The 11,209-nt window shown below is 72.1% G+C and carries 10 protein-coding genes; 7 read left to right on the top strand and 3 right to left on the bottom strand.

All coding sequences use genetic code 11. The annotated features are described in order from the left end of the window. Window positions 1–169: 169 nt before the first annotated feature. The 5 genes from AB0L00_RS45580 to AB0L00_RS45560 all read left to right on the top strand — a co-directional run bounded on the left by AB0L00_RS45580 (window position 170) and on the right by AB0L00_RS45560 (window position 3,803). Entirely contained in the window at window positions 170–748 is a 579-nt protein-coding gene (locus AB0L00_RS45580; RefSeq protein WP_364444517.1) for an N-acetyltransferase family protein, read from the top strand. Between the two features lie 99 nt (window positions 749–847). Then, on the top strand, window positions 848–1,348 hold the full coding sequence (locus AB0L00_RS45575) for an HAD domain-containing protein (protein WP_364444514.1): 501 nt from the start codon (window positions 848–850) through the stop codon (window positions 1,346–1,348). A gap of 24 nt (window positions 1,349–1,372) precedes the next feature. Further along, window positions 1,373–1,780 (top strand): OsmC family protein, encoded by a 408-nt coding sequence (locus AB0L00_RS45570; protein WP_345363833.1) that lies wholly within the window; start codon window positions 1,373–1,375, stop codon window positions 1,778–1,780. Window positions 1,781–2,095: 315 nt separating this feature from the next. After that, the gene (locus AB0L00_RS45565; RefSeq protein ID WP_364444511.1) at window positions 2,096–2,968 is read left to right on the top strand and encodes a phosphatase PAP2 family protein; all 873 of its coding nucleotides are present in this window, start codon (window positions 2,096–2,098) and stop codon (window positions 2,966–2,968) included. 13 nt (window positions 2,969–2,981) lie between these two features. Continuing rightward, complete coding sequence (locus AB0L00_RS45560) at window positions 2,982–3,803, top strand: phosphatase PAP2 family protein (protein ID WP_345363829.1); 822 nt, start codon at window positions 2,982–2,984, stop codon at window positions 3,801–3,803. A 26-nt stretch (window positions 3,804–3,829) separates the two neighbouring features. Here the strand turns inward: AB0L00_RS45560 and AB0L00_RS45555 are convergent, their stop codons facing one another. Further along, on the bottom strand, window positions 3,830–4,213 hold the full coding sequence (locus AB0L00_RS45555; RefSeq protein WP_364444509.1) for a helix-turn-helix domain-containing protein: 384 nt from the start codon (window positions 4,211–4,213) through the stop codon (window positions 3,830–3,832). An 87-nt stretch (window positions 4,214–4,300) separates the two neighbouring features. Between AB0L00_RS45555 and AB0L00_RS45550 the strand changes: the two genes are divergently transcribed. Further along, window positions 4,301–5,281, top strand: a complete 981-nt coding sequence (locus AB0L00_RS45550; protein WP_364444507.1) for a zinc-dependent alcohol dehydrogenase family protein — start codon at window positions 4,301–4,303, stop codon at window positions 5,279–5,281. A gap of 26 nt (window positions 5,282–5,307) precedes the next feature. Here AB0L00_RS45550 and AB0L00_RS45545 read toward each other — a convergent pair whose 3' ends face one another. Both AB0L00_RS45545 and AB0L00_RS45540 read right to left on the bottom strand, forming a co-directional pair. Next, window positions 5,308–6,837, bottom strand: coding sequence for a N,N-dimethylformamidase beta subunit family domain-containing protein (locus tag AB0L00_RS45545; protein WP_364444505.1), 1,530 nt, complete (start codon window positions 6,835–6,837; stop codon window positions 5,308–5,310). Between the two features lie 182 nt (window positions 6,838–7,019). Next, the gene (locus tag AB0L00_RS45540; RefSeq protein ID WP_364444520.1) at window positions 7,020–10,022 is read right to left on the bottom strand and encodes a bifunctional [glutamine synthetase] adenylyltransferase/[glutamine synthetase]-adenylyl-L-tyrosine phosphorylase; all 3,003 of its coding nucleotides are present in this window, start codon (window positions 10,020–10,022) and stop codon (window positions 7,020–7,022) included. A 104-nt stretch (window positions 10,023–10,126) separates the two neighbouring features. On the opposite strand from AB0L00_RS45540, the gene AB0L00_RS45535 reads away from it, so the two are divergent. Further along, window positions 10,127–10,849, top strand: a complete 723-nt coding sequence (locus AB0L00_RS45535; RefSeq protein WP_364444502.1) for an amino acid racemase — start codon at window positions 10,127–10,129, stop codon at window positions 10,847–10,849. Window positions 10,850–11,209: the final 360 nt, after the last annotated feature.

The raw sequence follows: 11,209 nt of genomic DNA, 5'->3' as shown, positions 1-11,209 counted from the left end.
CAGAGCCGTTCTCACTGATCTCGGGCATGATCACTCCCTGGGGCGTACCTGAGCGGCGGCCCCTCGCCGTTCACAGGCAGCTTGTGCCCCGACTTTCAGTCGCTCCAGCAGCGGAGATCCAGGGCGCTGATGAGCAGCCCGCCGCTCAGGTACGCCCCAGGGAGTGATCATGCCCGAGATCAGTGAGAACGGCTCTGGCGAACAGCCGGTGGCGACGCCCCCGGCCGGCCGGGTCCCGGTCCCGCCGGGGGTCACGATCCGGCCGATGCGCGGCGACGACGCCGGCGCCGTTCTGGCGATCTACCAGGCGGGGCTCGACGGCGGCGAGGCCAGCTTCGAGACCGAGGCTCCGACTTGGGACGCCTTCGACCGGGCGAAGCTTCCGGAGCACCGGCACGTCGCCACGGACACGGCCACGGGTCAGGTCCTGGGCTGGATCGCGGTCACCGCGGTGTCCGGCCGCTGCGTCTACGCGGGGGTCGTCGAGCACAGCGTGTACGTCCACCCCGACCACCACGGCCGCGGCATCGCCGCCGCGCTGCTGCAGGCCCTCATCGACTCGACGGAGGCCGCCGGGATCTGGACGATCCAGTCGGGCGTCTTCCCCGAGAACGCGGCCAGCCTGCGGCTGCACGCCAGGGCCGGCTTCCGTACCGTCGGAGTCCGGGAACGCCTGGGCCGGCACCACGGCCGCTGGCGCGACGTCGTCCTCCTCGAACGACGCAGCACCACCGCCGGAACGCCCTGACCGACAGGTTGCCGCTTCTGACCCGGATGTGGAATTTGATCGATCATTCTTCCGCCGGACACTGGCCGGAGCGCATCGGCTGACATAGCGTCCGATGTCATGGACACGCCGCTGGTGCTTCTCGACGTGGACGGTGTTCTCAACCCCCTACAACGGTCCCCCGGCTATCAGCGGTACCGCGCCTCCCCCAACGGCGTGGTCTACCGGCTGCTGCTCAACCCGCTGCACGGGCCGCTGCTCACCGCCCTCGCGGCCGACACCGGGGCGGAGCTCGTCTGGGCGAGCTACTGGACGGACGCGGCGAACGACTGGATCAGCCCCCGGGTCGGGCTGCCGTCCCTGCCGCACGTTCCGATCCCCCGGCACGATCCGCGGTTCTCGCTCGGGGCGTGGAAGGCCCGGCACGTGGCCGCCTGGGTCGGCGAGCGGCCGTTCGTCTGGCTGGAGGACGAGCCGGACGTCACGGAGGTGCTCGCCAAGGAGACCCGGCTGGGCCCCCACCTCATCGTCCCGGTGGATCCCCTGCACGGGCTCACCGAGACGCATGTGGACCAGGCGCGTACCTGGCTGGAACAACTCGTCCGGGACCATGGTTACTGACGAGCGACCTACAAAGGAGGGACCATGGCTTCGGTTCGGGTGGAGCGCACCGACGACGGGGGCTTCGTCGCCCGGAACGACCGCGGCGCGGAGGTCGCCGTCGGGAGCTCGGACGAGGACGGCGTCTTCACGCCCGTCGAGCTGCTACTCGCCGCGCTGGGCGGCTGCGAGATCGTGACGATCGAGCCGCTCACCGCCAAGCGCGGTCACCGGCTGGTGCGGCTCGTCGCGAACGTCGCGGCCGAGAAGGTCGCGCCCACGAAACTGGGGCCGATCACCGTCACGTACGACGTGGAGTTCCCGGAGGGGGACGAGAAGGCGCAGCAGATCTTCACCGAGGTCGCGCACCGCGTGCACGAGAACCACTGCACGGTCGGCCGCGCGCTCCGCGAGGGCACCCCATCCGAGCAGGTGCTGCCCGCGCTCCCCTGAGCCATCCGCGGCGCGAGGGCACGCTCGGCGGCCGAGCAGGTGCTGCCCACGCCCCCCTGAGCCATCCGCGGCGCGAGGGCACGCTCGGCGGCCGAGCAGGTGCTGCCCCCGCCCCCCTGAGCCATCCGCGGCGCGAGGGCACGCTCGGCGGCCGAGCAGGTGCTGCCCCCGCCCCCCTGAGCCATCCGCCGAGGCGCGGGCACGCTCAACGGGGACGTACCCTGGGCACGATCCGGTGGGACCGATAGGGGACGGCATCCCCCCTGAGGACTAGGCGCGTAGTCTCCTGGGTCGAGTCGCAGACCATTCCTGGAGATGATCACAAAAGGGTGCGACTCGTCGAAGATTGAAATCATGGCCCAGCTAGCCGCCCCCCATCCCCGTCCCGTCGAGAAGCAGCCCGTCGCCTCGCCCGTGCCGTCGCCAGCGCCTCGGCTGTGGCGCGAGATCGCGCTGGCCGCCGCCTTCTACTGCGCGTACACGCTGGTCCGGCTGCTGATCCCGCATGACGAGGCGACGGCGTACGCGCACGCGTCGCAGATCCTGCGGCTGGAGCACGTGCTGGGCATCGACGTCGAGCTGGACCTCAACCACGCGCTGCTGCGGGCGCCGTCGCTGGCCAGGCCGGCGAACTGGTACTACGCCACCGCTCACTTCGCGGTCACCCTGACCGTGCTCGTGTGGCTCTACCAGCGGCGGCCGCAGCACTTCCGCCGGCTGCGCACGGCCCTGATGGTCGCCACCGGGATCGCGCTGCTCGGCTTCTGGCTGTACCCGCTGGCGCCGCCGCGTTTCCTCGGCGGCCAGGGCTTCGTCGACCCGGTGGTGGCGCTGCACAGCTTCGGCCTGTATTCCTCGCCCGAGGCCGGTTCACTGACCAATCAGTTCGCGGCAATGCCGTCAATGCACGCGGGGTGGGCATTGTGGTGCGCGGTCGCGGTGGTCACGCTTTCGCGGCGTCCGTGGGTTCGGGCGATCGCCACCCTTTACCCGATCGTGACAATTTTGGTGATCTTCTCGACCGCCAATCATTACCTGCTGGACGCGGCGGCCGGAGTCCTGATCACCGCGGGCGCGCTGGTCATCAGCGGGCTCATGCACCGGAAGACGACGGGGACCGGTCCGGTGAAAGATCACAAAGTGACAAACAAGACAAGGAATACCGACGGGTCACCCGATTCGATCTGAGAACATAGGGATCATGTCAAGGTCGGCCGTGGCGCCGGTCGCCACGGGCGACCTGACGGGGGTGCAGGCGGGCGGGCGACCCGCCGGGCGCCCCCGCTTCTATCGCGAGATCCTGCTCATCGCCCTCTGCTACGGCGCCTACTCCCTCGTACGCGACCTCGTGCCGCGCAACCACACGGCGGCGCTGAGCCGCGGGCATGACATCCTCCACCTCGAGCACCTGCTGCACCTGAACGTCGAGTTGTCGATCAATCGGCTGTTCACGGACGTGCGCTGGCTCGGGACGAGCGCGAACTACTACTACGCGAGCCTCCACTTCGTCCTCACGATCGGCGTGCTGGTCTGGCTGTACGTTCGCCATCCGGACCGCTACGTGTTCTACCGGCGGTTGATCTTCGCTACGACGGTCCTCGCCCTCATCGGGTTCTGGCTGTACCCGCTGGCGCCGCCGCGCATGATCGCCGGGTTCGTCGACACGGCGAACGCGTTCCACAGCGGCGGCCTGTACGAGTCCGGCGCCTCGCCGGTCGCCTCGGTGTCGAACCAGTACGCCGCCATGCCGTCGCTGCACACGGGCTGGTCGCTGTGGTGCGCGATCGCCATCGCCGACGTGACGCGGCCCAGCCGGGTCCGGTGGCTGGTGTACTGCTACCCCGCCGCGACCGTGCTCGTGATCCTGGGCACCGCCAACCACTACCTGCTCGACGCCATCGGCGGCGTGGTCACCCTGGCCGCCGGCTACGCCGCGACCCGGACCGTACGGGTCATGGTCCCGCGCCTCGGCCCGATGGCCCGCGTCTTCTCCACCGAGACGGGCGGCTCGACGGTCCGCTGACCGCGAGTCGATGCCCGTCGCCGAGATCAACCCTGCGCGCGAGCCCGAGCAGGAGTGTCGGCCTCCGCCGCCTCCTGGAAGTCGGCGATGGCCCCGCCGTAGTCCCGCGCCCAGGTCGTCAGGACCTCGATGGGCTCGACGAGGGTCCGGCCAAGGTCGGTGAGGCTGTACTCGACCCGCCGTGGCGCTTCGGCATGGCGTTCGACCAGACCGTACTGCTGGAGCCGGCGCAGCGTCTGGGTGAGGACCTTGCGCGAGATGCCGCCGATGAGGTCGACGAGCTCACCGTGCCTGCGAGGCTGATGGCTGAGCCCGAAGAGCACGAGCAGGGCCCATTTGTCGGAGAGGATCTCGACCGCCAGGCGCGTGGGGCAGTCGGCGAGGAAGGTCGGTCCGGCCGCGTTCTGCATGAGAATCGAAGGTACCAGGAGGTAACCGACGGCTCCGTAACGTCTTCCGTGAGCAACGAGACCAGCACCAGACGCGGAGGAGTCACCATGCCACGAGTCATCGTGTTCGACGAGTTCGGCGGGCCGGACGTCATGCACGTCGTCGAGGAGCCGGCCGTCGAGCCCGCGGCCGGCGAGGTACGGGTCAGGATCGAGGCGTTCGCCGTCAACCCGCTCGACCTGATGATGCGTTCCGGCACCTCGCCCGTGACCGTCCCCCTGCCACACGCTCGCCTCGGCGTCGAGGGAACCGGCGTCGTCGACGCGCTGGGCCCCGAGGTCACCGGGCTGGAGATCGGCGATCCGGTCATCCTCACGGCCGTTCCGGACGCGATCGTCAGGGGCAGCTACGCCGAATACACCACGGTCCCCGCGAGCCGGGTCGTCGCCCGGCCGGCCGGGCTGGGAATCACGGAGGCGGCGGCGATCTGGGTCGCGTACTCCACCGCCTACGGCGCGCTCGTCGAGAAGGCGGGGATGCGGCCCGGCGACCACGTCCTCATCACTGCCGCGTCCGGCGGCGTCGGCCGGGCGGCGATCCAGATCGCTAATCAGATCGGCGCCGTGCCCATCGCCGTCACTCGGCATACTGCGAAGAAGGACGACCTGCTCGCCGCTGGCGCCGCCGCGGTCATCGCCACCGACCAGGTGGACGTCGTCGAAGCCGTCCGTCACCACACCGGTGGGACCGGCGCCGACATCGTCCTCGATCTTGTCATGGGCCCCGGCCAGCAGGATCTGCTGAAGGCGGCCCGCCCCGGCGGAACACTGGTCGCCGCGGGCTTCCTGGACCCTCGGCCGACCCCCTTCCCGGGAGGCACGCCGCTCACGATCTTCGGCTACCAGAGCTTCGAGCACACCCTCGACGCCGTCGTGGTGAAGCGCATGGCGGCCTTCCTGAACGCCGGTGTACGCCTCGGCGCGCTGCGGCCCGCCGTCGACACGGTGTTCGCCCTCGACGACGTCGTCGAGGCACACCGCCACCTCGAAAAGGGGCTCCACGCCGGGAAGATCGTCGTCACGGTCTAGGAACGGGCCAGAAGGAGCCGGCTGAGTCAGTCGAGGTCCGCGCCCTGCGCCGCGCCGGCCTTGGCGGGCCGGATCTTCGCCAGGTTGTCCCGTACCGGATGCGCCCGGCCGGCCGGGCCGGCGGCGAAGGCGCGCAGGACGTTCTCGGTGACCCGGGACACGAAGGACGCCGCCTTGCCGGTCACCCCGTGGCCGCAGGCCCGGCCGCGCATCGCGCAGACCCAGCGCATGGTCCCGGTGGCGAACACCCCGGCCCCGCTCTTCGCCGTGTAGTACGTCGCGTCGGTGCTCGTCGTGGAGGTGCCGCACTGGATCGTCGAGTGGGCCAGCACCTCGATGGGGCGCGGTGTCGGCCCGCCCGCGGTCACCGCGTCGGACTCCGGCCCGATCACGCCGGGGAACTCCTCGCCCTTGCGCGCGCCGGTGCCGGCGAACACCCAGTTGTCCGGCCGGTAGACCTTCCAGGCGCCGTCGGCGGGGAAGCAGGTGTACATGATCCCGATCAGGGCGCTCTCCGGGCGCGGCTTGGGCGACAGACGCCAGTCCTGGGTCTTCTCCGCCGGGTCCTTGATCGGGTCCTCGTCGGCGCTCTTGTAGCAGACGACGAGTCGGTCGGGGCCGAGGGAGGTCGACTCGAACCGGATGTGCCGGTTCACCGCGTTCGCGCCCAGGAACGCGATGTTCATCCCGGCGTCGCGGGCCTTCGTCGCCTCGTCGCGCATCGCGGTCGACCAGTACTCGTCGTGGCCGAGGGTGACCAGCGCGCGGGCGCCGTCGAGCAGCCGCGGGTCGTGGTGCAGGTCGTTGTCGGTCTCGTACGCGAGGGGCAGCCCGGTCCGCTCGGCCAGCGCGATGGCGGGCTGTTCGAAGGCGAGGAACTTCACCGCGCCGTTCCCGTCGTACGGGCGGTCGAAGCTGACCGCGCGGGACCGGCCGTCGAAGCCGCCCGGCCCCTGGTACAGGTCGCGGCCGCCCCACATGTTGTACGCCTGCCAGGTCGTCGTGCCGTTCAGGACGACCACCCTGCCCGCCGTGCTCGCCGACCGGACGGTGATCGGCACGAACCGCTGGGTCCCGGAGTCGGCGTCGAGGCGCAGCAGGTAGGAGCCCTCGGGCCAGTCACGGGTGGAGACGGTGAGCGAGGGCTGCCACGGCGCGGTCACGGTGTGCGTCTTCCCCGCCGTCTTCGCGGCCGCCTGCCGCCGGCCAGCCTGGTGCGGCGCGACCCAGACCTTCCTCGCCTGGGCCCCGCCGTACCAGCCCATGCGGAAGGCGCTGACGGTGTAGCCCTTGGCGGTGGTCGAGACGAACAGCCGGAACGACTCCCCCGGCAGCACGCTCACGCGGTCGGCGAAGCCCTCGATGGCGTGCTCGCCCCCGGTCTTGCGCACCTTCCAGTCCGGGGATCCCGGCCTGGTGTTCTCGGCCACCGCGGGCGACGACGCGGACCGGGGCGCCCGGGGCGGGACCGCGGCCCCGCCATGTCCACCGCCACCGCACCCGGTGAGGACCAGGAGGAGGACGGCGAGAGCGGCGACGGGGCGGTTCGTGATCACAGCTGGGATTGTCGCGTATCCGCGTCCCTGCCGACGTGGGGATGACCACGCGTTGACCTTCGCCCGCGTTCGGTCCCGGGTCTCGTCGGCCCGGGACCGCGCACCGGAGCCGGCCGGTGCCCTGGCCGGACGGGCCGGTCAGGGCACCGCCTCGGCGCCGCGGCTCGATGACGCAGGCGACGTCACGCGCTCGTGTCGTCGCCGTAGAAGACGCGCTCGACGACGGCGCGGGCGTGACGCGCGTGGCGGCGGTAGTCCTCCAGCATCTCGCCGGAGGCGTCGTAGCCGAGCACGCGGGCCACGGCGGAGCGCTCGCGGTGGTGCTCGGTCGGCAGGGTGTCCGAGGCCCGCCCCCGTACGAGCATGACGGCGTTGCGGATGCGGGTGGCGAGCCGCCACGCGTCGCAGAGCCGTACGGCGTCCTCACGGTCCAGCAGGCCGGCCGCCGCCGCGGCGTCGAGGGCCGCGAGCGTCCGCGTGGTGCGCAGCTCCGGAACCTCGTACGCGTGCCGGAGCTGCAGGAGTTGGGCCACCCACTCGACGTCGGACAGGCCGCCGGGCCCCAGCTTCGTGTGCAGGCGACGGTCCACGCCACGGGGCAGCCGCTCGGCCTCCATCCGGGCCTTGAGCCGGCGGATCTCCATCAGGGCGCGGTCGTCGATCCCGCCCTGCGGCCACCGCAGCGGGTCGATCAGCGCCCGGAAGCGCGTGCCGAGCTCCTCGTCGCCGATCACGGGCGCCGCGCGCAGCAGCGCCTGGCTCTCCCACGGCGAGGACCAGCGCCGGTAGTAGGAGGCGTACGAGTCGAAGGTGCGCACGAGCGGGCCCTGCCGTCCCTCCGGCCGCAGGCCCGGGTCGATGACCAGCGGCGGGTCGGGCGCCGGCAGGGCGAGCAGGCGGCGCAGTTCCTCGGCGACCGCGTGCGCCGCGGGCGCGGCCTCCTGCTCCGCGCCCGGCACGGGGTCGTGCACGAACATGACGTCCGCGTCGCTGCCGTAGCCGAGCTCGTACCCGCCGAGGCGGCCCATCGCGACCACCGCGAACCTCGTCGGCAACGGCGCGCGGCGTTCCATCTCGATCTTGTGGACGGCGGCCCGCAGCGCCGCCTCGATCGTAACGAGGGTGATGGCGGTGAGCGCCTCGCCGGTCTCGCGTACGTCGAGGCGGCCGAGCAGGTCCGCGACCGCGACGCGCAGCAGTTCGCGGCGCCGGATGCCGCGCACGGCGGTGACGGCGTCCGCCGCCGGGTCGAGTTGCAGGCGGGCGGGGACGACGCTCATGTGCCGGCCCACCGCGGCCAGCGCCTCCCCGCGCAGCGCGTCGGACGACCGGGGCGTCAGTGTCGCGTCGCCGGTCAGCAGGGAGACGGCCTCCGGCGCGCGCAGCAGCAGGTCGGTGGCGTACCGGCTCGAGGACAGCACGTACGCCATCCGCTCGGCCACGGTGACGTCGTCGCGCAGCAGACGGAGGTACCACGGCGTGGTGCCGAGCGCCTCGCTGACCTGCCGGAACCCGAGCAGGCCGGCGTCGGGGTCGGGGCCGTCGGCGAACCAGCCCAGCATGACGGGCAGCAGCGTGCGCTGGATCGAGGCGCGCCGGGAGACCCCCGCCGTGAGCGACTGCAGGTGCCGGAGCGCGCCGTCCGGGTCGGTGTAGCCGAGCGCCTCCAGCCGGGCACGGGCCGCCTCACGGGTCAGGCGGGCCTCCTCGCCCGGCAGCCGGGCCACGGCGAGCAGCAGCGGCCGGTAGAACAGCTTCTCGTGCAGGCGCCGGACCTCCCGGGCGTGCCGGCGCCACTCGGCGGTGAACTCCCCGACCGGGTCGGTGCGGAAGCCCAGCGCGCGGCCCAGGCGCCGCAGGTCGGCGGGGTCCTCGGGCACCAGGTGCGTCCGGCGCAGCCGGTGGAGCTGGATCAGGTGCTCGACGCGGCGCAGGAACCGGTACGCGCCAGCCAGCGCGGCGGCGTCGGCCCGGCCGACGTACCCGCCCCACGACAGCTTCTTCAGGGCGATCAGCGTGTTGGGGCCGCGCAGGCCCTCGTCCGTACGGCCGTGCACGAGCTGCAGCAGTTGCACCGCGAACTCCACGTCGCGCAGGCCGCCGGGGCCGAGCTTGAGCTGCCGCCCGACCTGGTCCGGGTCGATGTGCGCCTCGACTCGGCGGCGCATCGCCTGGACGTCCTCGACGAAGTTGTCGCGTTCGGCGGCCCGCCAGACGAGCGGGGCGAGCGCCTGGACGTACTGCTCGCCGAGCTCCCGGTCCCCCGCCACCGGGCGCGCCTTGAGCAGCGCCTGGAACTCCCACGTCTTGGCCCAGCGCTCGTAGTACGCACGGTGGCTGGCGAGCGTCCGTACGAGCGGGCCCGCCTTGCCCTCGGGGCGCAGCGCCGCGTCCACCTCCCACAACGCGCCCTCGGCGGTGCTGGCCGAGCACGCCTTGATCATCCCGGACGCCAGGCGGGTCGCGGCCCGCAGCGCGGCCGTCTCGTCCTGGCCGGGCATCGGCTCCGCGACGAAGACGACGTCGACGTCGCTGACGTAGTTGAGCTCGCGTCCGCCGCACTTGCCCATGCCGATCACGGCGAGGCGGCAGGTGCCGGCCTGGTCGCCGAGTTCGGCACGGGCGATGGCCAGGCCCGCCTCGAGCGCGGCGGCGGCGAGGTCGGCGAGTTCGGCCGCGACGTCCTCGACGTCCGTCACCCCCGTCAGGTCCCGGCCCGCCAGGTTCAGCAGCGCCCGCCGGTACGCGGCCCGGAGCGCGAGCATCGGCTCCGGGTCTCCCGCGCGGGGCGTGGGATCGGCCGGGTCGGCACCGACGGCGGTCAGCAGCACGGTACGCAGTTCGTCGGCCGTGGGGCGCTGGAGTGCCGTGGGACCGGCGAGGACCCGCCAGTGGTCGGGATGCCGTGCCAGATGGTCGCCGAGCGCGGCGCTGACGCCGAGGACCGCGATCAGCCGGCCGAGGGCGTCCCGGTCGCCGGCCAGGTCCGCGCGGATGTCGCTCCGCTCCAGCAACCGGAGCAGCCCGGTGAGGGCCAGGTCCGGGTCCGCGGCGGTCCCGAGGACGTCGAGCAGGTCATCGCCGAGCCCCCGGCCGGCGAGCCGGCGTTGTGCCTCGGCGACGTCGGTGATGCCGAGGCGGGCCAGCCGGGCGGTCGTGCTCTCCGTACGGCGTTCGCTCACGATCAAAGATAATCATGAGCGCCCGGCGGGCTTCGCGGGAGTCTCGGATCGGGCCGCTCGGCGCTCCGCCGGCGCCCTCACCCGATATCCGGAACGCTGGAGCCGTCATGAGACACCTTGGAGTTCTCGCCCACAGCACAGGGGGAGCCGCCCTCTGCTTCCTGACCTTCTGCGAGGAGGGCTTCCACCGGACCGGCCGCAACGAGCATCCCGACGTGACGCTGGACTACATCGCGTTCGGCTACAGCATGCCCGCGTGGGACGCGCGTGACCACGCGGCGGTCCGCGCCACCCTGGCCACCAGCGCCCAGCGGCTCGCGCGGGCCGGCGCCGACTTCTTCGTCTGCCCGGACAACACCGCCCACCTGGCCCTCGAGGCGCCGGGCCCAGACCTCCCGCTGCCGGGGTTGCACATCGCCGAGGTCGTCGCGGATCAGGCCGCGGCCGAGGGACGTGCCCGCGTCGGCGTGCTGGGCACCCGCTACACCATGGACGGTCCGCTGTACCCGCGTGCGCTGGCCGCCCGCGGCATCGCCGCGGAGGTGCCGGACACCGGCGACCGGGCCCTCGTCAACGAGGTCATCTTCAAGGAACTGGTGAACGGCGTGATCAGCGAGGCGTCGCGGCAGGAGTACGTCCGCGTCATCGAGCGGCTGGCCGAGCGGGGCTGCGACGCGGTCGCTCTCGTCTGCACCGAGATCCCCTTGCTGATCACCCCCGAGGTCTCTCCCCTGCCGACGCTGGACTCGACGCGGCTGCTGGCCCGGGCGGCCTACGACGTCGCCGTCGGCGAGCGGGCGATGCCCGACTGGCACGGCGGCCCCCGATGAGCGCGGCCGGTCGCGTCGGCGCACGCTGACGACGCTGAAGACGGAGATCACGAAACTTCCGAAGTTCGGCGTCGAAGTCGGCACCCATGATCTCGTGGCGACGGTCCGGGATCTGGCCGGTCAGCTCCCCCGCCAGTACATGGAGACGAAGACCCATACACGTGAGGCCCGCAGAGAATACCGAGGTTTCGCTCGACGTCCAGGTTCGATGCCATCACAACGAGATCAACCACTCGTAATGATAGAGTCACGGATCGTGAACCTAGTGGTGCAGGTGAAACTGCTGCCGACGCCTGAGCAGGCGGCGGCGCTGGCGGCGACCCTGTCCCTGTGCAACACCGCGGCGAATGAGGTGTCGGC

This window comes from Actinoallomurus sp. NPDC052308, assembly GCF_040679195.1.
In the GTDB taxonomy this organism is placed as follows: domain Bacteria; phylum Actinomycetota; class Actinomycetes; order Streptosporangiales; family Streptosporangiaceae; genus Actinoallomurus; species Actinoallomurus liliacearum.
This window is presented reverse-complemented; position numbering and strand designations above follow the sequence as displayed.

Coding starts and splice junctions, on each gene's coding strand:
- AB0L00_RS45580 (WP_364444517.1), top strand. CDS start 170: ATGCCCGAGATCAGTGAGAACGGCTCTGGCGAACAGCCGGTGGCGACG.
- AB0L00_RS45575 (WP_364444514.1), top strand. CDS start 848: ATGGACACGCCGCTGGTGCTTCTCGACGTGGACGGTGTTCTCAACCCC.
- AB0L00_RS45570 (WP_345363833.1), top strand. CDS start 1,373: ATGGCTTCGGTTCGGGTGGAGCGCACCGACGACGGGGGCTTCGTCGCC.
- AB0L00_RS45565 (WP_364444511.1), top strand. CDS start 2,096: ATGATCACAAAAGGGTGCGACTCGTCGAAGATTGAAATCATGGCCCAG.
- AB0L00_RS45560 (WP_345363829.1), top strand. CDS start 2,982: ATGTCAAGGTCGGCCGTGGCGCCGGTCGCCACGGGCGACCTGACGGGG.
- AB0L00_RS45555 (WP_364444509.1), bottom strand. CDS start 4,213: ATGCAGAACGCGGCCGGACCGACCTTCCTCGCCGACTGCCCCACGCGC.
- AB0L00_RS45550 (WP_364444507.1), top strand. CDS start 4,301: ATGCCACGAGTCATCGTGTTCGACGAGTTCGGCGGGCCGGACGTCATG.
- AB0L00_RS45535 (WP_364444502.1), top strand. CDS start 10,127: ATGAGACACCTTGGAGTTCTCGCCCACAGCACAGGGGGAGCCGCCCTC.